The sequence below is a fragment of the Nocardioides sp. NPDC047086 genome (assembly GCF_040643685.1).
Lineage (GTDB): Bacteria > Actinomycetota > Actinomycetes > Propionibacteriales > Nocardioidaceae > Nocardioides.
The window spans coordinates 91,225-114,449 of the sequence record NZ_JBEYUV010000010.1 but is presented as its reverse complement, the minus strand read 5'-3'; the positions used below and the strand labels follow the sequence as shown (position 1 = coordinate 114,449).

At 70.0% G+C, this 23,225-nt stretch carries 20 protein-coding genes and 1 pseudogene; 13 read left to right on the top strand and 8 right to left on the bottom strand.

The genetic code is table 11. The features are described 5' to 3' along the window. Window positions 1-104 precede the first annotated feature (104 nt). Entirely contained in the window at window positions 105-1,304 is a 1,200-nt protein-coding gene (locus ABZ796_RS10195) for a hypothetical protein (protein WP_357336627.1), read from the bottom strand. Between the two features lie 251 nt (window positions 1,305-1,555). Here ABZ796_RS10195 and ABZ796_RS10190 point away from each other — a divergent pair, with 251 nt between their 5' ends. Further along, window positions 1,556-2,296 carry a hypothetical protein gene (locus ABZ796_RS10190; RefSeq protein WP_357336625.1) on the top strand — a complete coding sequence of 247 codons (741 nt, stop codon included), beginning with the start codon at window positions 1,556-1,558 and terminating at the stop codon, window positions 2,294-2,296. On the opposite strand, the gene cofC is transcribed toward ABZ796_RS10190, so the two are convergent. Then, window positions 2,293-2,934, bottom strand: coding sequence for a 2-phospho-L-lactate guanylyltransferase (cofC, locus tag ABZ796_RS10185; protein ID WP_357336623.1), 642 nt, complete (start codon window positions 2,932-2,934; stop codon window positions 2,293-2,295). The two genes, ABZ796_RS10190 and cofC, sit on opposite strands and share 4 nt — an antisense overlap. 60 nt (window positions 2,935-2,994) lie before the next feature. Here cofC and ABZ796_RS10180 point away from each other — a divergent pair, with 60 nt between their 5' ends. Continuing rightward, a complete protein-coding gene (locus ABZ796_RS10180; protein ID WP_357336622.1) occupies window positions 2,995-3,759 on the top strand; it encodes a lysophospholipid acyltransferase family protein in 765 nt (254 codons plus the stop codon). Further along, on the top strand, window positions 3,756-4,769 hold the full coding sequence (locus tag ABZ796_RS10175; protein WP_357336620.1) for an NAD(P)H-dependent glycerol-3-phosphate dehydrogenase: 1,014 nt from the start codon (window positions 3,756-3,758) through the stop codon (window positions 4,767-4,769). Before ABZ796_RS10180 ends, ABZ796_RS10175 begins: the two co-directional genes overlap by 4 nt. A 162-nt stretch (window positions 4,770-4,931) precedes the next feature. On the opposite strand, the gene ABZ796_RS10170 is transcribed toward ABZ796_RS10175, so the two are convergent. Then, a complete protein-coding gene (locus ABZ796_RS10170) occupies window positions 4,932-6,584 on the bottom strand; it encodes a glycosyl hydrolase family 18 protein (RefSeq protein ID WP_357336619.1) in 1,653 nt (550 codons plus the stop codon). A gap of 175 nt (window positions 6,585-6,759) precedes the next feature. Between ABZ796_RS10170 and ggt the strand changes: the two are divergent. Continuing rightward, window positions 6,760-8,578, top strand: a pseudogene (gene ggt, locus ABZ796_RS10165) (gamma-glutamyltransferase). Here the strand turns inward: ggt and ABZ796_RS10160 are convergent. After that, window positions 8,575-9,642, bottom strand: a complete 1,068-nt coding sequence (locus ABZ796_RS10160; protein WP_357336617.1) for a PLP-dependent transferase — start codon at window positions 9,640-9,642, stop codon at window positions 8,575-8,577. The pseudogene ggt and the gene ABZ796_RS10160 sit on opposite strands and share 4 nt — an antisense overlap. 87 nt (window positions 9,643-9,729) lie before the next feature. Between ABZ796_RS10160 and ABZ796_RS10155 the strand changes: the two genes are divergently transcribed. From ABZ796_RS10155 to ABZ796_RS10145, 3 genes are read left to right on the top strand one after another with little or no spacing between them, the layout of a single operon-like run. Then, entirely contained in the window at window positions 9,730-10,467 is a 738-nt protein-coding gene (locus ABZ796_RS10155; RefSeq protein WP_357336616.1) for an alpha/beta hydrolase, read from the top strand. 23 nt (window positions 10,468-10,490) lie between these two features. Beyond that, the gene (gene murF, locus ABZ796_RS10150) at window positions 10,491-11,981 is read left to right on the top strand and encodes a UDP-N-acetylmuramoyl-tripeptide--D-alanyl-D-alanine ligase (protein WP_357336614.1); all 1,491 of its coding nucleotides are present in this window, start codon (window positions 10,491-10,493) and stop codon (window positions 11,979-11,981) included. Window positions 11,982-12,001: 20 nt separating this feature from the next. After that, the gene (locus ABZ796_RS10145) at window positions 12,002-13,117 is read left to right on the top strand and encodes a hypothetical protein (RefSeq protein ID WP_357336613.1); all 1,116 of its coding nucleotides are present in this window, start codon (window positions 12,002-12,004) and stop codon (window positions 13,115-13,117) included. A gap of 138 nt (window positions 13,118-13,255) precedes the next feature. Here the strand turns inward: ABZ796_RS10145 and ABZ796_RS10140 are convergent, their stop codons facing one another. Both ABZ796_RS10140 and ABZ796_RS10135 read right to left on the bottom strand, forming a co-directional pair. Then, a complete protein-coding gene (locus ABZ796_RS10140) occupies window positions 13,256-14,212 on the bottom strand; it encodes a D-alanine--D-alanine ligase (RefSeq protein ID WP_357336611.1) in 957 nt (318 codons plus the stop codon). A gap of 37 nt (window positions 14,213-14,249) precedes the next feature. Continuing rightward, window positions 14,250-14,486, bottom strand: coding sequence for an Lrp/AsnC ligand binding domain-containing protein (locus tag ABZ796_RS10135; protein WP_091049571.1), 237 nt, complete (start codon window positions 14,484-14,486; stop codon window positions 14,250-14,252). A gap of 188 nt (window positions 14,487-14,674) precedes the next feature. Here ABZ796_RS10135 and ABZ796_RS10130 point away from each other — a divergent pair, with 188 nt between their 5' ends. Continuing rightward, complete coding sequence (locus ABZ796_RS10130) at window positions 14,675-15,631, top strand: thiamine-phosphate kinase (protein ID WP_357336609.1); 957 nt, start codon at window positions 14,675-14,677, stop codon at window positions 15,629-15,631. A 168-nt stretch (window positions 15,632-15,799) separates the two neighbouring features. Here ABZ796_RS10130 and rpmB read toward each other — a convergent pair whose 3' ends face one another. Further along, on the bottom strand, window positions 15,800-15,985 hold the full coding sequence (gene rpmB / locus ABZ796_RS10125) for a 50S ribosomal protein L28 (protein WP_141803692.1): 186 nt from the start codon (window positions 15,983-15,985) through the stop codon (window positions 15,800-15,802). Between the two features lie 125 nt (window positions 15,986-16,110). Continuing rightward, a complete protein-coding gene (locus ABZ796_RS10120; protein ID WP_357336607.1) occupies window positions 16,111-17,139 on the bottom strand; it encodes a methyltransferase domain-containing protein in 1,029 nt (342 codons plus the stop codon). Window positions 17,140-17,371: 232 nt separating this feature from the next. On the opposite strand from ABZ796_RS10120, the gene ABZ796_RS10115 reads away from it, so the two are divergent. The 5 genes from ABZ796_RS10115 to ABZ796_RS10095 all read left to right on the top strand — a co-directional run bounded on the left by ABZ796_RS10115 (window position 17,372) and on the right by ABZ796_RS10095 (window position 23,204). Then, complete coding sequence (locus ABZ796_RS10115; RefSeq protein WP_357336606.1) at window positions 17,372-19,006, top strand: DAK2 domain-containing protein; 1,635 nt, start codon at window positions 17,372-17,374, stop codon at window positions 19,004-19,006. A 13-nt stretch (window positions 19,007-19,019) separates the two neighbouring features. After that, window positions 19,020-21,281 carry an ATP-dependent DNA helicase RecG gene (locus ABZ796_RS10110; RefSeq protein WP_357336605.1) on the top strand — a complete coding sequence of 754 codons (2,262 nt, stop codon included), beginning with the start codon at window positions 19,020-19,022 and terminating at the stop codon, window positions 21,279-21,281. A 9-nt stretch (window positions 21,282-21,290) separates the two neighbouring features. Beyond that, window positions 21,291-21,854: a 16S rRNA (guanine(966)-N(2))-methyltransferase RsmD gene (gene rsmD / locus ABZ796_RS10105; RefSeq protein ID WP_357336603.1), complete on the top strand. Its 564-nt coding sequence runs from the start codon at window positions 21,291-21,293 to the stop codon at window positions 21,852-21,854. 54 nt (window positions 21,855-21,908) lie between these two features. Continuing rightward, a complete protein-coding gene (gene coaD, locus ABZ796_RS10100; protein WP_357336675.1) occupies window positions 21,909-22,400 on the top strand; it encodes a pantetheine-phosphate adenylyltransferase in 492 nt (163 codons plus the stop codon). A gap of 105 nt (window positions 22,401-22,505) precedes the next feature. After that, entirely contained in the window at window positions 22,506-23,204 is a 699-nt protein-coding gene (locus ABZ796_RS10095) for a class I SAM-dependent methyltransferase (protein ID WP_357336602.1), read from the top strand. Window positions 23,205-23,225 lie beyond the last annotated feature (21 nt).

Genomic DNA, 23,225 nt, shown 5'->3' with positions numbered 1-23,225 from the left:
GCCGAGGCGTCAGTTAGGTAGATCGAATCGTCAGTTGTGGGGGACGAGAGTGCATTCTCGTCGCCCACAACTGCGTTCTCGGCCGACGCGGCTGACGTCTCGGGCTAGGGGAGGCCGGGGAGGCGGATCTGGCGACCGTCGGCGCCGCGCTGGGAGTCGGTGATGCGGTCGCAGGAGCCGGTGTCGACCCAGCAGCGGAGGTACCAGGAATCGGCCACGGTCGCGGTGTAGAGGACGACGCTGCGGTCGGACTCGAAACCGGCGACGTAGACCTTCTCGACGGAGTCGGGTACGCGCAGGTCGATGTGCTCGGAGGTGCTCATGTTGACCGCGATGCCGCGCTCGGCGCCGTAGCTGATCATCCCGGGGTCGCTGGGGTTGCGGGCGATGGCGACGATCGAGCCGTCGGGGGAGTCGGCGACCGAACCGGGCAGGGGCGCGTGGACGCCGGGCTGGGTGAGGCTGCCGTCGGCCTCGATGGCGGCGAAGCGGGCCTCCCACTCGCTGGGGTTGTGGAGGAGTACGCCGCGCCGCAGCGGGATCAGCTGCTGGTAGCCGAGCGGCAGCGAGATCCGCTGCGTGGCCTCGCCGGGGTTCCAGGCGGTCACCGGCGGCCGGGAGACGGTCAGCTCGCCGTAGTTGCCGGGCACGGCCGGCGGGGTGGGCACGATGCCGGTGCGGAAGTAGGCGCGGGTGCGGTCGGTGCCGAGCACCGCGGTGGCGGCAGGGGTGCCCTCGAGCACGAGCCGGTCGGCCTCCTCGCCCGTCGTGGTGTCGACGGCGACGAGGGCGGACGCCGCGTCGCCGGTCTGCTGGAGCGCGAAGAGCAGGTTGCCGTCCTTGCTCAGGACCGGCTGGGTCCACAGGCCCGGGACCTGGATGGTCGACCCGCGCCGTGCGATCCACACCGGGCCGGGCTTGTCGGCGCGCTCGTACATCAGTACCGTCCATCCGGCCACGCTCATCCGAGAGCCGAAGACCTTCTGCGGCTTCGCGCCGAGCTGGAGCCGGCCGTCCCGGTCCACGAACGGTAGGGTCGTCGCTGGGCCGACGGGCAGATCGGCGTACGTCGCCGGGATCGCCGGCTCGCTGTTGCGGACCGTCGGAGCGGGTGGTGCCGGCGTCGGTACGTCGGCGCCGGTGCGGCCCTCGGCGAGCCGGGTCGTGTGGACGGCCAGCCAGGCCACGGAGGCGATCAGGGCGAGGATGATGCAGGCCGAGAACAGGATCCCGGCGCGGCTGGGCCTCACCGTGGTCTGCGGTTCCTCGAGCACCACGGTGGGCTGCTCCTCGTCGATGTGCACGTCGGTGATGGTCGTACCTTCCTCGTCCTGTCACCCGAAGGCTTGCGATGTCGAAGCGGTGCTGCCGACGTGCCCCGAGTCTCTCCACGGTAACCACGTCGGGGTGTCGGAATCAGGAGAGATCAGGTGAACAATCCGTTTTCACATCCCGTCGGTATGTCCTGAACGTGCGGGCATGGCCTAAGGTCGATCGGGTGGTGAGAAAACGAGTAGCTGATGCAAGCAAGCAGGCCGGAAAGGTAGTCGGCGCGGTGAAGGAGACGGCGGGCAAGCTGGTCACCGATGTGGTGACCGGGAAGGTCAAGCTCCCCTCCGTTCCCAAGGTCAAGGTGCCGAGGCCCGGACGCAAGGCGCCGGCCAAGGCTGCCGAGCCGGTCGTCGAGTCGCCCGCCAAGCCCGTCGCGGACCCGGTGGCCGAGCCGGTCAAGGCCGCCCCGGCGGCTGCCACCCCGGCCGCGAAGCCCGCGCCGGCGAAGACGACAACGGCTGAGACGGGCGCTGCCAAGACGACCGCGGCCAAGAAGAGCCCTGCGAAGAAGACGACGGCGGCGAAGAAGACGACGGCCACGAAGAGCGACACCGCCAAGAAGACCGCTGCCAAGAAGTCGACCGCCAAGAAGGCTCCTGCGGCGAAGAAGACCTCCGCCGCGGCAACCCCCGCTGCGGCAACTCCTGCGACGGAGACCCCTGCGACGGAGACCCCTGCGACGGAGACCCCTGCGACGGAGACCCCGGCCAAGACGACCCCGGCGAAGACGACTGCCGCAAAGAAATCGACTGCGGCCAAGAAGACGACGGCAGCGAAGAAGACGACCGCAGCGAAGAAGACGACCGCAGCGAAGAAGACGACCGCAGCCAAGAAGACGACGGCCAAGAAGGCCCCCGCGAACCCGACTGCGGCGAAGAAGACGACTACGGCGAAGAAGACGCCGGGGAACGGGACCTCGGCGACCCCGGCCACCGGGACCGAGACGCCGTCCGACGACTCCTAGCCGAGGCTGCCGACCCGCACCGACGCGAGAGCCGTACGCGGCCCGAGTCCCAACCTGCGTACGTTCTCGAGGTCCTCGAGGGTGTCGACGTCGTGGCGCAGCGAGTGGAGGTCGCCCGCCAGCGGATGGGCGCCACCGTCGTGATGGGCGGCGGCCGACCCGGGCCCGAACGCGGGCCGGAACCGGTCGTGGCGCGCGGTGTAGAGGGTGGTGCCCCCGCCTGCCGCGTCCTCGACGTACGCGGCCCCGAACCCGTGCGCCGCGCGGAGCGCCGCGTCGAGGTCGGCGGAGCGGAGCGCGGGCAGGTCCCCGCACAGGGCCGCGGGGCGAAGGTCCGGCCAGCGGCGCCGGGCCTCGAGCGCACCCTGCACGAGGGTCTCGTTGAGGTCTCCGCTGACCCCGTCGGGGATGACGGCGGCGCCGAGGCGGGCGACGTCGGCGGCGAAGAAGGAGTCGTCGGTGATCACCAGCACGGCGCCGACGGCGGAGGCAGCCAGGCACGACTCGGCGGTGTCGAGGGCGAACGAGCGAGCCAGGTCGGCCCGTTCGTGGGACTCGATGCCGACCAGTCGGGACTTGCCGCGCGCCGGAGGCTTGACGGGCAGCAGGACGACGTAACCGGGTGCAGGTGCAGGCACAGGGTAGATCCTGACAGGTATCTCACAACCTCGAGGTGACGGCCCGGTAGCCTGCCCTGCGTGGGAAAGTACCGGAAGTTCCAGGAGGGCAGGCTCGGCTGGCCGTGGGTCGTGGCCGTCGGCATCGTGAAGCCCGTCCTGCTCGCAACCACCAAGCACCAGTGGGACGGCGGCGAGAAGATCCCCGAGAGCGGGGGAGCGGTGTTCGCGCTCAACCATGTCTCCGAGATCGACCCGTTCACCGCCGCGCACATCGTGTGGGACTACGGACGTAGGCCGAGCTACCTGGCCAAGGCGGCGTTGTTCAAGGGGCCGTTGGGCAAGTTCCTGCGGGCAGCCCGGCAGATCCCCGTCGACCGGACGGCCGGCGCGTCGGCGTTCGACGCGGCCGTGAAGGCCGTCAACGAGGGCAGCATCGTGGTCGTCTACGTCGAGGGGTCCATCACCAAGGACCCGGCCGGCTGGCCGATGCGCGGCAAGTCCGGTGCAGCACGGATCGCGCTCGCGACCGGTGCCCCGGTCTACCCGGTGGGACAGTGGGGAGCCCAGGAGCTGCTTCCGGCGTACTCTCTCAAGCCGCACCTGATCGGTCGCAAGATGATCCAGATGAAGATCGGTGATCCGGTGGATCTGAAGGATCTCGAGGTCCAGGACCACACGCCGGCGGTCGTCAACCAGGCGACCGACCGGATCATGAAGGCGATCGTCGGTCTGGTGGCCGACATCCGGGAGGAGGAGCCGCCCAGCGAGCTCTTCGACCCGAAGAAGGCCGGCGTGAACGCGACCGGCGACCCCCGCAAGACGAAGAAGAAGGACAGCAATTGAGTGAGCGTCGCGGCAAGGTAGCGGTCTTCGGAGCGGGCTCATGGGGCACCGCGTTCTCGGTCATCCTCGCCGACGCGGGCAACGAGGTGACGATGTGGGCGCGCCGCGAGGAGGTCGCGGCGGCGATCAACGACACCCACGAGAACCCCGACTACCACCCGGGCACCGAGCTGCCGCACAACATCAGCGCCACCCACGACATCGAGAAGGCCGCCCACGAGGCCGAGCTGGTCGTCCTCGCGGCGCCGTCGCAGACGCTGCGTGCCAACCTCACCGACTGGACGCCGTTCCTGCCCCAGGACGTACCGCTGGTATCGCTGATGAAGGGTGTCGAGCTCGGCACCCTCGAGCGGATGAGCGAGGTGATCGCCCACGTCACCGGGGCGGGGCCGGAGCGGATCGCGGTCGTCAGCGGCCCCAACCTCTCCAAGGAGATCATCCGTCGCGAGCCCGCCGCCGGTGTGGTGGCGTGTGCTGATGAGGAGGTCGCCAAGACGATCCAGGCGCGGGTGCACTCGCCCGCGTTCCGCCCCTACACCTCGACCGACGTGGTCGGCTGCGAGATCGGCGGGGCCTACAAGAACGTCGTCGCGATCTCCACCGGGATGGCCGCCGGGATGGGGTTCGGCGACAACACCCAGGCGTCCCTGATCACCCGAGGTCTCGCCGAGACCGCGCGACTGGCGATGCAGCTGGGCGCCAACCCGATGACCCTCATGGGGCTGGCCGGCCTCGGCGACCTGGCCGCGACCTGCTCCTCGCCGCTCTCCCGCAACCGTACGTTCGGGGAGAAGCTCGGCAAGGGCATGACCACCGCCGACATCCTCGCCTCCAGCCACCAGGTCGCCGAGGGCGCCAAGTCGTCCCACTCGCTGCGCGAGCTGGCCGCGAAGGTCGGGGTGGACGTGCCGCTGGCGCAGTACGTCGACGACGTCGTCTCCGGCGCCAAGACGGTCAGCGAGATCATGGACGAGATGCTCGAGCGGCCGACGAAGGCCGAGACCGAGTAGTCCATCCGCTGGTCGAGCCGGATTCGTGAGGGACGAGCGAATCCGTGCCGAGGCCAACACAGCGGCGTACGCGACTGTGTTGGCCTCGACACGCTCGGCCGCAGGCGGCCTCCCGGCTCGACCAGCGGAGCGGTCATCGGCTCCGGCGGCTCGACCGACGGTCTAGGCGGTGCCGAGGTCCTTCCAGGGACCCCACTCCTCGGTGCCGGGGGTGTTGCCCTGGGTCCACCACTTGGCCTCCCACAGGTGACCGCCGTAGGTGACGCGGTCACCGGCGACGTACACCGCGGTGGCCGACCATGCTGCCGCGCCCGCAGGCGGGTCAGTGGGCGGGTCGGTCGGCGGGTCCGTGGGCTCCTCGGTCGGCGGGTCGGTCGGGTCCGGCTCCTCGACCGGTCCGCCGGTGCCGTTGCGCATGGCGTCGGCGAAGGTGCCGATCAGCTCGCCCTGCCGGTCGCCGGACAGCTCCCACCACATGCCTCCGCCGAGACGCTTGGAGATGGCGTAGGAAGCCTTCTGGGCGATGGTGCGGGTGTTGTCGTAGCTCCACCACTGGTTGCCGTCGTAGCGCCAGGCTGCGCCGGTCGCGGCGTCGTAGTGGTCGGTGCCGCGGGACTTGAGCTTGTCGTAGTCCTCGTTGCCGGCCTCGTACGTCCCGGGGGCCGCTGCCGTCGCCGGGCCCCACGGGGCCGAGGAGGTGGCACCCTGCCAGCCGCGGCCGTACGCCGCCATGCCCAGGCCGAGCTGGGACGGTGAGACCCCGGAGTCGAGGTATTCCCGGACCGACTCGTCCACACTGAACCGCTTGCCGTCGGGGCGCGGGTCGGCGGGGTCGGCGTAGAGGTTGCCCTGGTGTCCGGTCAGCGTCGGGTCCCAGGCGCCCCACAGGTCATAGCCCTGGATGTTGCCGAAGTCGAGCGAGTTGAAGATCGCGGGGTCGTTCCAGCCGCCGGCCTCGATGTCTTGCGGGTTGGCCGGGAGGAAGGCCGAGAGCTGGTAGTCCTTGCCGTTGGTCGAGCCCAGGGCGTCCAGCTGCGAGCGGAACTCGGCCAGCAGCGCCTTGAAGTTGGCGCGGTCGTTGACCGGGTCGACGTGGTTGCCGGTGTTGCCGTTGGGCGATCCCGGCCACTCCCAGTCGATGTCGAAGCCGTCGAAGACGCCCGCGGCGGCGCCGGTGCCACCGCGGCCGTCGATCACCGGCAGGTTGCCCTTGATGTAGAGGTCGATGCAGGAGGAGACGAACGTGCGGCGCGACTCCGGGGTCGCGGCCGCCAGGGAGAAGTTCTTCGACCAGGTCCAGCCGCCCAGCGAGAGCAGGACCTTCAGGTCGGGATGCTTCGCCTTGAGCTGCTTGAGCTGGTTGAAGGAGCCGGCGAGCGGCTGGTCCCAGGTGTCGGCCGTGCCCGAGACGGAGGCGTCGGCTGCGTACGACATCCCGTAGTCGGCGTAGGCGTCACCGGCGCCGTCGGAGCCGTTGGGCCCCTCGCCCTGGGCCTTGTTGGCCTCGAAGCAGGTCAGCGTCTGGTGGTGGATGTTGCCGAAGGCGTAGTTGAGGTGGGTGAGGTCGTCGGCGACCCCGGACGTCTCCAGCTGCTTGAGCTTGAAGGCGCGGCCGTAGACGCCCCACTGCACGAAGTAGCCGACGTTGCGGTAGCCGTTGATCGCGGTCGGCTCCGCGGCGGCCGTCTTCAGCGAGGCGCTGGACGGGGTGCTGGTGAGGGCGAGCGTGCCGGTGAGGGCGAGTGCTCCGGCGAGTGCGCCGATGAGCGGGGCGAGGATCCGGCGTGATCTTCGAGGGGGCAAGGCGACATGCATGGTGACACCTCCGAGGTGATGGCTGGCTCGGGCATCAGGCGCCCGAATCGCCATTCGATGGTGGCAGCCGGTTTGTTTGTAAGCAACCCTTACTAATTAAGGAATTTCAGAACGTAATTCGAGGTGGGCGCTGGGGTAGTACCTTCGACGGGCCGCCAATCTCTGGGAGATCGCCATGCTCGGACGTCGCTCTGCAGTTGTCGCCACACTGACCGGAGGGGCGCTCGCGCTGGCCACCCTGGTCCCGTACGCCGGGCCGGCCGCCGCCGCGGAGGACAGGCCGGCGCCACCACCGAAGGTGCCCACCGCGGTGGGCTACGGAGGCGCGGTGGCGAGCGTGGACGCTGATGCGAGCCGGGTCGGGCTCGAGGTGTTGCGCAAGGGCGGCAACGCGACCGACGCGGCGGTCGCGACGGCTGCCGCGCTGGGTGTGACCGAGCCCTACTCGGCCGGGATCGGCGGGGGCGGCTTCTTCGTGCACTACTCCGCACGCACCGGCGAGGTCGAGACGATCGACGGACGGGAGAAGGCGCCGGCCGCGATGCCGCACGACGCGTTCATCGACCCCGAAACCGAGAAGGAGTATCCGTTCTTCCCTGACATGGTCACCAGCGGCGCCTCGGTCGGAGTGCCGGGGACACCGCTGACCTGGGACAAGGCGCTGAAGAGGTGGGGGACGCGCTCGCTCGGCCAGTCGCTCCGGCCGGCCGCCCGGCTGGCCCGTCAGGGGTTCGTCGTCGACGAGACCTTCCGGCAGCAGACCGTCGACAACGCGGAACGTTTCGCAGCGATCGATTCCACTGCGGAACTATTTCTTCCCGGAGGATCCGCGCCCGAGCTCGGGACCAGGTTCCGCAACCCCGACCTCGCCGCGACCTACGACCTGCTCGGACGCAAGGGCGTGAAGGCCTTCTACCGGGGCAAGCTGGCCAAGGAGATCGCCGCGACGGTGGCCGAGCCGCCGAAGAGCGACGACACCGACCTGCCGGTCCCGGCCGGCTGGGTGAGCACCGATGACCTCGCCGCCTACACCGCCCCCTTCCGCGAGCCGACCCACTCGACGTACCGGGACCTGGACGTCTACGGGATGGCACCGCCGTCCTCGGGTGGTACCTCGGTGGGTGAGGCCCTCAACATCCTGGAGCGCTACGAGCTGGCCGGGATGAGCGTCACCGAGGCCTACCACCACCTGCTCGAGGCGAGCGCGATCGCCTTCGCCGACAGAGGCGCCTACCTCGGCGACGCCGACCACGTCGACGTGCCTGTCGAGGCACTCCTCGACGACACCTTCGCCGCCGAGCGGTCCTGCGGGATCGACCCGGCAGCCGCCCAGCCGAAGCCGGTGGCGGCCGGGGACGCGTACGACTTCGACGGCGTCTGCGACGACCCGGCCGGCGTCGGTGAGACCGCCCGGGACACCGAGAACCTGGAGACCACCAACCTGACCGTGGTCGACCGCTGGGGCGACGTCGTCGAATACACCCTGACCATCGAGCAGACCGGAGGGTCCGGGATCGCCGTGCCCGGTCGCGGTTTCCTCCTCAACAACGAGCTGACCGACTTCTCGACGACCTACCGGGCCGACGATCCCAACCGGATCGAGCCCAACGCGCAGCTCGATGTCACCCACGATCGTCCTCTCCGAGGGCCGGCCGGTGCTGGCGGTCGGTTCGCCGGGCGGCTCGACGATCATCACCACGGTGCTCCAGGTCCTCGTCGAGCGGTTCGCGCGCGACCGGACCCTGCCCGAGGCGATGGCCGCGCCGCGGGTCTCCCAGCGCAACGCGGCGAACACGGGCGCCGAGCCGGCGTTCATCGAGGCCTACGGAGGCCCGCTGACGTCGCTGGGGCACAGCTTCGCCCCGACCGCTGAGCTCGGCGCGGCCACGGCTGTCGAGATCGGTCCCGACGGGCTGCTGACCTCGACGGCCGAGCCGTGGCGACGCGGTGGCGGGTCGGCGCTGGTGGTGAGCCCGCTCGACCCGGTCGACTAGCCGCCGATCTGGTCCAGCGCCTGGGCCAGATCGGCCCAGAGGTCGTCGACGTCCTCGATCCCGACCGACATCCGCACCAGCCCGTCTGGCACCGTCGCCGACTCGGTCTTCCAGCGCCGACGGCGCTCGAACGTGGACTCGACGCCGCCGAGGGAGGTCGCATGGACCCACAGCGAGGTGGAGTGCGTCAGCAGGTCGGCCTGCTCAGCGGTGGGGAGGACGGCCGCCAGCATGCCGCCGAACCCGGGGTAGCGGACCTCCGCGATCGCCGGGTGCGCGCCCAGGCGCTCGGCGAGGATCGCCGCGTTGGCAGCCGAGCGCTCGACGCGCAGGTGCAGCGTACGAAGACCGCGAAGCGCCAGCCACGCCTCGAACGGGCCGGGGATCGCGCCGAGCAGGTCGCGACGGGCCTTGAGTACGTCCCACAGCGTGTCGTCGGAGACGACGACCGCGCCCATGACGACGTCGGAGTGGCCGGCGATGAACTTGGTGGCCGAGTGGATGACGATGTCCGCGCCGAGCGCGAGCGGCTGCTGGAGCAGGGGAGTGGCGAAGGTGTTGTCGACCACGACCCGCGCGCCGGCCTTGTGGGCGGCGGCGATCACGGCCGGCAGGTCGGCGAGCTGCATCCCCGGGTTGGTCGGCGTCTCGACCCAGACGAGCGCGACCTCGCCGTCGAGCTTCTCGAGCAGCTTCACCACCGCGGCGGTGTCGGAGAAGTCCGCGAGGCGTGCGGTCAGCCGGCCGCGCCCCTCGAGGTCGGCCAGCTGGCCGATGGTCCCCAGATAGCTCTGCTCGGTCGCCACGACCACCGAGTCGTTGACCAGATCGAGCAGCGTCGCGATCGCCGCGAGCCCGGAGGCGAACGACAGCGCCCGCCCACCCTCGAGCTTCCCGAGCGTCTCCTCGAACGCCACCCACGCGTCGTTGGTGTAGCGCCCGTACTCCTTGTCCCCGCCGGCCACATAGGTCGAGGCCATCGTGATCGGTACGTTGAGCGGCTGGTCGGGCTCGTGGGCCGGCCGCCCGGCGTGGACGGCGATCGTGGCGGGCTTGTGATCCATGATTCGACCCTATTGCCCCCTCGACGACAGCGCCTCACGCGCCGCGCGGTTACGGGTCCGGGCATGGTCCCGGATAAGGTTGCGGCCGTGTTGACGACCCTGCTGGATGGACGTGCCTTCGGTGAGAAGCACGGCAAGGATGCTGCCACCGTCGTGGCCCTGCACGGCTGGGCACGCAACCGCAGCGACTGGGGCTCCACGCTCGAGGGCCTGGACGCGCTCGCGCTCGACCAGCCCGGATTCGGCGCCACGCCGGCGCCGGACGAGGCCTGGGGATCCGAGGACTACGCCGTTTGGCTCGCTCAGATCCTCGAGACCCTCGACCGACCGGTGCTCGTCGGCCACAGCTTCGGCGGCCGGGTGGCCGTCCAGCTCGCCGCGACCCGCCCGGAGCTCGTCCGGGGCGTGATCCTCACCGGCGTACCGCTGTTCCGTCCCAAGACCGGCGGCAAGCCCAAGCTCGCCTACCGGATCGGCCGCTGGCTCCACGCCAAGGGACTGATCCCCGAGGCCAGGATGGAGGCGCTGCGGGAGAAGTACGGCTCGACCGACTACCGCAACGCCAAGGGCATCATCCGCGACATCTTCGTGAAGGTCGTCAACGAGTCCTACGGCGACCAGCTCGCGGCCATCCCGAACGACCTTCCGGTCCGCCTGATCTGGGGCGAGAACGACACCGCCGCACCGGTCTGGATGCCCGGTGAGGCCATGGAGATCCTGGGGAACAACGCGACCCTGGAGATCGTCCCCGGTTCCGCCCACCTGCTCGACGCGGCGCTGGTCAAGAGCCTTCGAGGCGCCATCGACGAACTTCGTACGAACTGAATCTGAGGGGCTGAAGAAGAAGCATGTGGATCGTCCTGGTCACCTCCGCGCTGACCCTGGTCTCCTACTACCGCTGGCTGCGGGTCGCTCAGCGTGAGCACTACGAGCCGACGCGGCTGTTCGCGATCGAATGGATCTGGATCAAGGCGCGCCCGGTCGAGGCGGTCCTGCTCGCTGCGGTCGTCGTGGTCTGCCTGGCCTCGTTCGTGCTGCCCTACGGCGCGCTCGTCGGCGCGCTGCTGTTCATCGGCTGGCCCGTGGGCATGTCGTTCACCGGTGCGAAGCGGCTCGTGTGGACCGACCGCGTCAAGCGCCTGGCCGGTGTGCTCTTCGTGCTGCACGCCGTCGTCACCGTCGTGATCGCGCTGGTCGTCCCGGCCGCTGCGGGCCTGCTCCCGATCCTCGCGGTCCCGCTCGCCGAGGCGGCGCTGGCGATCATGTGGCCGATCGAGAAGTCGATGGCGAAGAAGTGGCAGGTCCAGGCGGCCGCCACGATCAAGAAGGTCAACCCGCGGATCGTCGCGATCACCGGCTCCTACGGGAAGACCTCCACGAAGAACTACGCCACCCACCTGATGCAGGGCCGTTGGTCGACGCTGGCCTCGCCGGCGAGCTTCAACAACGCGATGGGCCTCTCCCGTGCGGTCAACGACCGCCTCCAGCCCGGCACCGACATCTTCGTGGCCGAGATGGGCACCTACGGCCCCGGCGAGATCGCCGAGCTGACCGAGATCTTCCCGCCCGAGGTCGCCGCCATCACCACGATCGGCGAGGCCCACCTGGAGCGGATGAAGTCGCGCGAGACGATCGTGAAGGCCAAGTCGGAGATCCTCCCGAAGGCCTCGACCGTGGTGCTCAACATCGACGTACCCGAGCTCGCCCTCATCGCCGAGAACCTCCGAGCCAGCAAGCGCGTCATCGCCTGCTCCGCGGTGCCCGGCACCGTGGCCGAGGTCGTGGTGGCCGACGGTCAGCTGCAGATCAACAACGAGACGTACGCCGTCCAGCTGCCCGACGAGGTCGGGCACCCGATCAACGTGGCGATCGCCGTCGGCCTCGCCCTCGCGGTCGAGGTCCCGATCGAGACGATCACCCAGCGGCTGGCGTCGGTCCCCGGCACCCCCCACCGCGCCGAGGCCAACAAGACACCCGGCGGCGTCTGGGTCATCGACGACACCTTCAACTCCAACCCGACCGGCGCAGCCGCGGCCCTCGCGAAGGCCAAGCGGCTGGCAGGGGAGTCGGGCACGGTGTGGACCATCACGCCCGGTATGGTCGAGCTGGGCACCGAGCAGGCCGCGCGCAACATCGAGTTCGCGCAGGCTGCCACGGCCTCCGACAAGATGCGGCTGTGCATCGTCGGTCGCACCAACCGAAAAGCGCTGCAGGCGGGGGAGCCTGCGCGAACCACTGCGTTCGAGAGCCGTAAGTTGGCAGCGGATCATGCGCTGACCGCGGCCAAGGAGGGCGACGTGGTGCTGTACGAGAACGACCTCCCCGACCACTACGCGTAGGACCCCCAGGAGCTTTCACCATGAGCGTAACCAAGGCCACCATCGTCTTCGGCGGTCCCAGCGCCGAGCACGACATCAGCATCCTCACCGGCCTGCAGGCCGAGCGGGTCCTCTCCGGTGCCGGCGTCGAGGTGACGTGCCTCTACTGGGCGCGCTCCGACAAGTGGTTCCTGGTGCCCGCCAAGCAGGAGGCGCGCGACTTCCTCGGCGGCGAGCCGAAGGGCTCCAAGGCCGTCGAGTTCCGTCTCGGTGCCGAGAAGGGCGACGGGTTCTACACCACCGGTGGCTTCGGTGGCGGCAAGCGCCTGGAGACCGGCCCGATCCTCTCCGCCTTCCACGGCGGCGCGGGCGAGGCCGGCGGCATCCAGTGGCTCTTCGAGCTCGCCGGCCTCAAGGCGACCGGGGCCACCCCGGCCGCGGCCGCGCTCGGCATGGACAAGCTCGCCTTCGGCGCGGTCATGCTCAACGCCGGCCTCCCCTCGCTGCAGCGCGAGCTGCTCTCGCGCTACGCCGCCCCGTCCTTCGAGGGCCCCTACATCGTCAAGCCGCGCTTCGGCGGCTCCTCGATCGGCATCGAGGTCGTCGACGACTACGAGACCGGTCTCGCGCTCCTCAACACCTCGCCGCACCTGCGTGCCGGCGCGGTCGTCGAGCCGTACCGCCCCGACCTCTTCGACCTCAACGCCTCGGTGCGCACCGCGCCCGAGATCGCGGTCAGCGACGTCGAGCGCCCGCTGCGCTCGGACGAGGCGAAGATGTACGACTACTCCGCCAAGTACGTCCACACCGACGGTCTCTCCTCCTCCCCGCGCGAGTTCCCGGCCCAGGTCGAGGAGTCGGTCACCAAGCAGATCAAGGACCTCGCCGTACGCGTCGTGGAGCTCACCGGCCTGACCGGCATCCTCCGCATCGACTTCCTCTCCGACGGCAAGGGCGAGGTCTTCATCAACGAGGTCAACTCGATCCCCGGCGCCCTCTCGCTCTACCTGTGGCCCGACACCCCCGCCTCCGAGGTGCTCACCAGCGCCATCGCCGAGGCCGAGAAGCACGTCCCCCAGGTCACCCGGAACTTCGAGGAGGGCGTCGCCCTCAAGGCCGCCGGCGGCATCGCCGGCAAGCTCACCGGCCTCAGCTGAGGTCCTCCGCTGGTCGAGCCGCCGGAGCCCCCAGGCGGAGGCGTGTCGAGACCAACACGGTCCTATCGAGCACCGAGGGGACTGTGTTGGTCTCGACACGCTCGCTGGCGCTCACGGCTCGACCAGCGGGCGGGCGGGTCAGCGCGACAGGGCGCGCTTGAGGAGGGCGAGGGTGACCTCGCCCATCGAGGTGCCGTCGTGCTTGGCGGCGAAGGGGAAGACGCTGGTCTCGGTGGCGCCGGGGGTGATGGCGACCTCGAGGACGACGAAGCTGCCGTTGGGGGTGACCATGAAGTCGGTGCGGGAGAAGTCGCGCATGCCGAGCAGCTCGTGGGCGCGTACGGCGGTCTCGCCGAGCTCGGCGATCAGCGCGCCGGGGAGGTCGGGGCGGCCGAAGCCGACGAACTCGGCGGTGTAGCGCGCGGCGAAGTCGAACTCGTGGCCCTTGCTGAAGTCGATGGCGATCGGGGTCAGCGGCTTGACCCCCTCATCGGTCTCGTGGACGACCACGGAGACGTCGATGCCGCCGTAGAAGCGCTCGATGAGCGCCTCGTCGCAGTAGGCGTAGGTCTTGACCAGGGCGGCGGGGAGGGCGGAGAGGCCGTCGACGCCGGTGACGCCGAGCGCCGAGCCGCCGCGCGAGGGCTTGACCACGACCCGCTCACCGAGCCGCGAGATGACGTGCTCCATCAGCACCGGCGCGCCGACATCGCGGAACGTCGTGGACGACAGCGAGACCGAGTCCGGCACGGGGATCCCCCCACGGCGAAGGAGCTCGCGGGCGGCCGTCTTGTCGAACGCGACACGGCAGGAGGTGGAGACGGTGCCGACGTACGGGATCCCGATCAGCTCCAGGAGCGTCTGGATCTCGCCGTCCTCACCGAACTGACCGTGCAGAGCCGGCAGCGCCACGACCGCCTTGTCGCGTTCGAGGTTGTGCAGCAGCGCCCGGTCGAAGTCGTACGCAGCCACCTCCACGCCCAGCGCCGACAGCTCGCGCACGAGGTTGCGGCCCGAGGCCAGCGACACGTCGCGCTCGTGGCTCAACCCGCCGGCGATGACGGCGACAGGTCCGGAAAGAGGAGGTGTGCTCATGAGTTCGTTGTAACAGACGGCCGGGTGCAGCCGTGAATCAGATGTGGACGACCGGGCAGGTCAAGGTGCGGGTGATGCCCTCGAGGCTCTGGACGCGAGCCACGACCAGCTTGCCGAGCTCGTCGACATTGCGCGCTTCCGCGCGGACGATCACGTCGTACGGACCGGTGACGTCCTCAGCCAGGGTCACGCCCTGGATCTTGCCGATCTCGGTAGCGACCTCCGCGGCCTTGCCGACGTCGGTCTGGATGAGGATGTACGCCTGTACGACCATGGTGCTGCTCCTGTTCTCCGTGCCTTCCTTGGCACAACGTCAGGCCAGTAACCTATCGCGTTATCTATCGATCGACCTACACCGACCCTGGTGATAAGACGACCGGGGCGGTGACCGCGCGGAGCACGAAGACGCCGTGATGCGTGTCCCGGTATCTCCGCGGGTCGCGAGGAGGGTTGGATGGAGCCATGGCTTTTCCGAGGGACACGACGCTCGCCGACATCGGTGAGTTCGGGCTGATCACCGAGATGACCAAGCACTTCACCCAGGGTGAGCAGGTGCTGGTCGGCCCCGGCGACGACGCCGCGCTGGTGCGGGTCAAGCAGGGTCATGTGGTGGTCTCGACCGACCTGCTCGTCGAGGGCCGCCACTTCCGGCGGGACTGGGCCGAGGCGTCCCACATCGGCCACCGGGCGGCCGGCCAGAACCTCGCCGACATCGCCGCGATGGGCGGTGTCGCCCACTCGATGACCCTCGGGCTCGCGGTTCCCTCCGACCTCCCGGCCGAGTGGGCGGTCGACTTCGCGGAGGGCTTCGCCGCGGAGTGTGCGCTGGTCGGGGCCTCCGTCGTGGGCGGTGACGTCACCGGCGCCGACCAGATCGTCATCTCCGTGACTGCCATCGGCGCGGTCGCCCAGGCGCCGGTCCTGCGCTCGGGCGCTGAGCCCGGCGACGTACTCGCGCTGTGCGGCCGTCAGGGATGGGCCGCCGCCGGCCTGGCGATCCTCAAGCGAGGGTTCCGGTCACCACGCGTGCTGGTCGACGCCTACCGCCGCCCGCAACCGCCGTACGCAGCCGGTCCCGCCGCCGCGGCGGCCGGTGCCTCGGCCCTGATTGACATCTCCGACGGTCTCCTTGCCGAGGCCAGGCACATCGCCGATGCCTCCGAGGTCTCCATCGACGTGCACACCGCCGCGCTGACCGTCCCCGACGAGCTCAACGCCGTCGCCTCGGCGACCGGGGCCGACGCGCTCGCGTTCGTGCTGGGCGGGGGAGAGGACCACTCCCTGCTCGCCGCGTTCCCGCCGGATGTCGAGCTGCCGCAGGGGTGGACCGTGATCGGGACGATCGGTGAGCCCGGTGGCGAGCCGGTCACGGTCGACGGGGAGGTCTACGAGGGGTCGACGGGGTGGACGCACTTCTGAGGATCGCGCGACGGTTCGTCTAGGTATGCAGCCGAACCGTCACTTCCCGAGTGGAACTCCTCCTGGGAAGTGACGGCTTCCCTGCATACCTAGACGAACCAACACCACGACCCGCCGACGACAAAGGCCGCCACCCCGAGGGGTAGCGGCCTTCGACGAAGAATCAGTTCAGCGAGCGACCTTGCCGGCCTTGATGCAGGTCGTGCAGACATTCATGCGCTTCGGGGTGCCGTTGATGACGGCGCGGACGCGCTGGATGTTGGGGTCGAAGCGGCGCCTGGTCGCCTTCTTGGACCACGGCCGGTTGTTGCCGAAGCCCGGCTTCTTGTCGCAGATGTCGCAGACGGCAGCCACCGTGAACTCCTGAGGTTGAATAGATGATCGAGGTCGATTGGATAGTGTCGGCGGGCGCGATGAACGGCTGCCCTGCCGAGACAACCGAACAAGCGTAGCCCGTCCGGCTGTGCCCGGCGAAATCGTCACTCCTCCGAGCGGCGATCCCGCCACCTGTCCAGTGGTGCGGCCAGCGCGGTGGCCAGCTTCCACCGCTTCGACCCGCGCAGATCGTCGATCTCGGAGCGCTGGCCGGCGAGCTGCTTGCGCTGCGATTCGAGCCGCCGCCGCTGGTCCGCGACGACCTCCCGGAGCTTCGCGACCTCGTCGCGCAGTTCGATGCTCTGCTCGACCCAGTCCGGGATGGCGGGCACCGCGGGAAGGTCGGGGGAGAGGCCGCGGCGCAGGACAACGTAGAACTCGATGTCGTTCTCGGGTACGGGCACCAGCGACTCGACCGACCAGCCGGTCAGGCCCAGGCGGCGCAGCTCGGCGATGATCTCGGGGAACGAGCGGTCGGTGTAGGTCCACACGTGGCAGTCGACGTACTCGCCGCGGCGGGCCCGCTCGACCTGGGCCTGGGTGTAGCCGAGGTCGTGGATGCAGGTCTCGGCCTCGCTCGGGCCGTGGAGGTGGAGGCGCTTGGGGTCGCCGTTGACCGCACAGCGATGGTGGTCGTAGACCGCTCGCACGGACGGGGTCGTGTCGCCGGCCTCGTGGGCCTGCAGGATCTGGCCCATCGTGGTCGGCGGGCGATGGGCGTCGAAGGTGTAGCGCCGGTCGGGGACGACCAGGACCAGAGCCCCGTCGGGGGCGACGACGGCCTCGACCTGAGCCAGCCAGCCGACCAGGTCGGGCACGTGCTCGACGACGTGGCTGGCCAGCGCCCAGTCGAACGGAGCCCCCTCCGCGGCGGCCTCCTCGAGCGTACGCATCCGGGTGCCGTCCCACATCGGATAGTCGATCTCGGGGATGGCGCCGGGGTTCACCTGCGCATGCTCGGCGTACGACTCGTAGAGCCGGTCGCGGTCGTAGAGATCGAGATAGGACACGTCCGCGGCATCACGGGGGACGAGCGGTCTGTGCAGTGGCCCGATCTCCAGGCCGCGGCCGGTGGAGAAGTCGAAGATTTCGGCGACGCGACGGGCGCGTGGGGTCGTGGTCGGGATCGACATCCGCAAGTCCTTCGGCGTAGGGAGGTCTCCACACTAGGGATGGATCGCCACGGGGCGGAGCGTGACGCGGCAGAACTTGTTACTCGTTCGTGTCTTCGCTGCAGCCTCGGATTTGTTCACCCGTCGTTTACCCCGTACCCGGACACCGCCTACCCTGGGTGCCGCGATACCGGGAAGTGTGTCCGGCGTCACGGTGTCTGGTGCATGCAGGGCGAGGAGTAGGGAGGGCAGCGTGGCCGAGGTCAAGCTCGATCTGTTCCGTCGTTTCGGCGACCTGGCGACCGACGCGCTCGCGTCGCACCGCGAGGAGATCGACGCGCTCAACGTCTTCCCGGTGCCCGACAGCGACACGGGCACCAACCTCTATCTCACGATCGCCGCGGCCCGCGACGGGCTGCGCGAGTTCACCGGCACCGACTGGCGCGAGGGCCTGCGCGCCTTCTCGCGGGGCGCATTGCTGAACGCCCGCGGCAACTCGGGCGTCATCCTGGCCGAGATGATCGGCGCCCTGCTGCGCCGGCTGGTCCAGGCCACCGAGGACGAGCGCACCGCCACGGTCTTCGCCGACGCCCTGCGGAACGCCGGCAACGCCGCCTACGCCGCGGTGGGGGAGCCCCAGGAGGGCACCATGCTCAGCGTGCTCCGGGCCGCCGCGGACGCGGCCGAGGCATGCGTCGAGATCGACGAGACCGCTCGCACCCGCGACGTGATGTCGGTCGCCGCCAGTGCGGCCCGCGCCGCCCTCGCCCGTACGCAGGAGCAGCTGCCCGCGCTCGCCGCCGCCGGGGTCGTCGATGCCGGCGGCCGCGGCATCTGCGTGCTCCTCGACGCGTTCGAGACCGCCCTCACCGGGCGTCGTCCCAGCCCGCAGGCACCTACTCCGCACATCCCGATCCCGATCCCGGCGGACATGGGTGCGGCCGACGGACATGCGTTGGAGCCCGGTGGCCCGGCGTACGAGGTGATGTACCTGCTCGACGCCGAGGACGCCGCGATCCCCGACCTCCGCAAGCGGCTCCAGCCGCTGGGCGACTCGCTGGTCGTGGTCGGTGGCGAGGGCATCTGGAACGTGCACGTCCACGTCGACGACGTCGGTGCGGCGATCGAGGCCGGGATCAACGCCGGGCGGCCCCACCGGATCCATGTGACCCACTTCGCCGAGCAGATCGCCGGCCAGGCCCACCGTCACGCCACTCGCGGCGGCCGAGCGGTGATCGCGTTCGCCGCCGGGCCGGGGCTGGCCGAGCTCTTCCGCGGTGCCGGCGCGATCGTGATCGAGGGTGGCCCGCACCGGCGCCCGACGACCTCCGAGCTGCTCGAGGCGATCACCTCCTCCGGTGCCGTCGAGGTGATCGTGCTCCCCAACGACGCCCCGACCCGGCAGTCGGCCGAGGCCGCTGCCCGCACCGCCGAGGACGACCTCGACATCAGCGTCGCGGTGATCCCGACCCGCAGCCAGGTGCAGGGGCTGGCGGCGATCGCGGTCCACGAGCCCGGCCGGAAGTTCGACAAGGACGTGCTGGAGATGACCGCCACCGCGCGACACGCGCGGCATGGTGCGGTCACGATCTCGAACACCCGAGCGATTACGATGGCCGGGCCGTGCATGCCGGGTGACGCGCTCGGGGTGCTCGACGGAGACTTCGTCAAGGTCGGCCAGGACCTGGAGAAATGCGCGACCTATGTGCTCGCCCGGCTCATCGGTGGTGGTGGCGAGCTGGTGACGCTGGTCTCTGGCCTCGAGGACCCCAACGGTGAGCTCGCCCAAGGGGTCGCGGCGTGGCTGGCTGCCAACCATCCGGCCGTTGATGTGATGGTGTACGACGGAGGCCAGGAGCGCTACCCCCTCCTGATGTCGGTCGAGTAGAGGAGAAGAGACGGTGCCGATCACCCTCGAGTCCCCGATCGAGGCCGTGCTGGGCAACAGCAAGCACGCCACGAAGTTCACCAAGGGCCTCGGGCTGCGCACCGTGGGCGACCTGCTCCACCACTTCCCGCGGCGCTACCTGCGCACCGCCGACCTCAGCCAGACACCGCAGCTGCACGAGGGCGAGATGCTCACGGTGCTCGGTGAGGTGGTCCGCAGCGTCGTCCGGCAGCACACCGACCGCCGCACCGGCCGGCCCGCCTACCGCGTCGAGACCCAGCTCAAGGCCGGCACCGCCGACCTGCAGCTCACCTTCTTCTCCAAGTCCCAGCGGATCGCCGAGTGGCGCCGCGGCGTGCTCGCCCCGGGCGTCCGCGGCGTCTTCGTCGGCAAGGCCGGGTCCTTCCGCGGCGAGTGGCAGCTGGCCAATCCGCAGATGGTCGTCTTCGGCGACGACGACGCCGAGAACGCCGCCGAGGCGGCCGACAACCAGATGGCCGTCGAGGAGCTGACCGAGCTCTTCCCGATCTACCCGCTCACCGCCGGTCTCCAGCACTGGGACGTGATGCGCGCCGTGCGGTTCGCCCGGCAGGTCGTCGAGGACGTCACCGACGTTCTCCCCGAGCAGCTCCGGGAGACGTACGCCGTCCCGGGGCTGCGCGACGCGCTGGACCTCATTCACGCGCCCCGCGAACCGAAGGACGTCCGAGACGCCCAGCGCCGGTTCCGGTTCGAGGAGGCGCTCGGGCTGCAGCTGGTCCTCGGCCGACGGAGACGGGCCCTCCAGGCGCTGGGCACGACCGCCCGTACCGGCGGGGTCCATCATCTGCTCGAGGCCTTCGACGAGCGGCTGCCGTTCACCCTCACCAAGGGGCAGGAGACGATCGGGGAGGAGCTCGAGGCGGCGCTCGCCCAGCCCCACCCGATGAACCGGCTGCTCCAGGGTGAGGTCGGTTCCGGCAAGACGCTGGTCGCGCTGCGCGCGATGCTGCGGGTCGTCGACTCCGGGGGCCAGGCAGCGCTGCTGGCGCCGACCGAGGTGCTCGCCCAGCAGCACTACCGCTCGATCACCACGATGCTCGGCGACCTGGCCGCGAGCGGCCTGGCCGGCGGGCTCTTCGCCGGCGACCAGGAGCAGACCCATGTCGAGCTGCTCACCGGCTCGATGACGAAGACCCAGCGCAAGGGTCCGCTGAGCCGGATCGCGACCGGCGAGGCCGGGATCGTCGTCGGCACCCACGCCCTGCTGCAGGACCAGGTGATGTTCGACGACCTCGGCCTGGTCGTCGTCGACGAGCAGCACCGCTTCGGCGTCGAGCAGCGGGCCGCCCTGACCGACAAGGCCGGCACCCCGCCACACCTGCTGGTGATGACCGCGACGCCGATCCCGCGCACGGTCGCGATGACCGTCTTCGGCGACCTCGAGGTCTCCACGCTCACCGAGCTCCCGGCCGGCCGCGCCGAGATCCAGACCAACCTGGTCTCGCTCGTCGACCACCCGGGCTGGATCCAACGGGTGTGGGAGCGCGTCAAGGAAGAGGTCGAGAAGGGCCATCAGGTCTACGTGGTCGCCCCGCGGATCAGCGGTGACGAGTCCGAGCAGGGGGAGAGCGACCAGCGCGACTTCGACGCCGACGGCAACGAGGTCAAGGCCGCTCCGGCCCAGCTCTCCGCCGTCGACGAGGTCACCGAGGAGCTGACCACCGGTCCGCTGCAGGGGCTGAACGTCGCCAAGCTCCACGGCAAGCTCCCCGCCGAGGAGAAGGAGCGCACCATGAGCGCCTTCGCCGCCGGTGACATCGATGTGCTGATCGCCACCACCGTGATCGAGGTCGGTGTGGACGTACCCAACGCCACCACCATGGTCATCCTCGACGCCGACCGCTTCGGGGTCTCCCAGCTCCACCAGCTGCGCGGCCGGGTCGGCCGTGGTGGGCTGCACGGGCTGTGCCTGCTGGTCTCCCACGCCGAGGCCGGCACCCCGGCCAGGACCCGCCTCGACGCGGTCGCCCAGACCACCGACGGCTTCGAGCTGTCCCGGGTCGACCTCGACCAGCGCCGCGAAGGAGACGTGCTCGGCGCCTCCCAGTCGGGGCGCCGATCGAGCCTGGAGAGCCTGCGCGTGCTCCGTGACGAGGAGACCATCCTGGAGGCGCGCGAGGCGGCCGAGGCACTGCTCGAGGCGGACCGCGATCTCACGACCGCACCGCTCCTGGCCGAGCGGGTCACCGAGATCGAGGAGTCCGCCTCCGCCGACTACTTGGAAAAGTCCTAAGGTATCCCAATGACTCGGATCATCGGTGGCGTCGCAGGAGGGCGGCGCCTACTCGCTCCCAAGGGGGTGCGGACCCGTCCGACCACCGATCGGGTCCGCGAAGCGCTCTTCTCGGCGATCGAGTCCTCCTACGGCTCCCTGGCCGGGCTGCGCTTCCTCGACCTCTACGCCGGCACCGGCGCGGTCGGGCTGGAGGCATGGTCGCGCGGCGCCGGGGTGGTGACCCTGGTCGAGTCGGACCGGCGTACGGCCGGGGTGATCCGTTCGAACGCGAAGGAGCTCGGCTTCCCGCGGGCCAACGTGGTCGCGGCCACCGTGGCGAGCACCTTGGTGACGCCGCCGGCGGCTCCCTACGACATGGTCTTCCTCGACCCGCCCTACCCGCTCTCCGACGACGCCGTCGCCGAGGACATCGCGCTGCTGGTCAAGCACGGCTGGCTGGTTCCCGGCGCCCTGATCGTCGTCGAGCGGTCGGCGCGGAGCCCCGAACCGGTCTGGCCGGACGGGTTCACCGACCAGAAGTCGAAGAAGTACGGCGAGACCACGCTCTGGTACGGCACCGCGCCGGATTGAACCCAGAGCCGGACTGAGCCCAGAGCCGGACCGACCGAAAGAGAGAGAATGACAATGACGCGTCGTGCGGTGTGCCCGGGTTCGTTCGACCCGCCCACGTTCGGCCACCTCGACATCTTCACCCGCGCCTCGGCGATCTTCGACGAGGTCGTCGTCGCCGTCGGCGTCAACCCGTCGAAGTCGAAGCGCCTGTTCACCGCCGAGGAGCGGATGGAGATGATCGCCGAGGTGACCGCTCCGCTGGGCAACGTACGGGTTCAGGGGTTCACCGGGCTGGTCACCGACTTCTGTGTCGAGATCGACGCCCAGGCGATCGTGAAGGGGCTGCGCGGGGCGCCCGACCTGGAGTACGAGGCGCCGATGGCGCAGATGAACGCCCACATGACCGGCGTCGAGACCGTCTTCCTGCTCAACGACCCGCGCTGGGCGGCGGTCTCCTCTTCGCTCATCAAGGAGATGGCCCATTTCGGTGGGGATGTGTCGGCTTTCCTGCCGCCGGATGTTCTCGCACGACTCACCAAGCGTTTGGCAGAACGTTCCGAGTAAGGGGCACCGTTCGCCGGTATCGTTCACTGGGTAGTCCTTCCCAGGGCTCCCTGACAATCCCTTCTCTGGAGATCAATGTCCACCTCAGGCCGTTCACCGCTTTCCTTGGCCAAGCAGTCCTACGCCGCCTCCCTCAAGGCCGTCGGTCGCGGGCTGACGAAGACGGGACTCGCGAAGGAGACCGCACCGCCGGTCGAGCAGCGCTGGCGTCACTGGGCGCACTCGCTCACCAAGGTCTACGACTCCCTGGCGATGGCGAAGCTCGACGTGCCGTGGTGGACCTACGACGCGATCACCGCCGTCGACGCCTGGCTGAGCGAGCGTGAGCGCCCGATCCGGGTCTATGAGTACGGCTCCGGTGCCTCCACCATCTGGCTCTCCCGTCGCGCCGACGAGATCCACTCCGTCGAGCACCACAAGGGCTTCGGCGAGATGATGCAGGCCGAGCTCGCCGGCGAGGAGAAGATCTCGCTGCGGGTCATCGAGCCGGTCGAGTCGTCGAACCCGGTCGTCCCCTCCCAGAAGGAGGGCCACGCCGGCCTCGACTTCGAGGCGTACGTCAACTCCATCGACGACGTCGACGGCGAGTTCGACCTCGTGGTGGTCGACGGGCGTGCCCGTGAGGCGTGCTTGGAGAAGGCCAAGGACCGGCTCGCTCCCGGCGGGATCATCGTCTTCGACAACAGCCGCCGCAAGCGGTACGTCGAGGCCATCGCCGCCTCGGGGATGAAGGAGACCATCCACGCCGGTCTCACCCCGACCCTGCCCTACCCCGAGCGCACCTCGGTGCTCACTAAGGGCTGAGACCCAGGTCATCACGGGCGC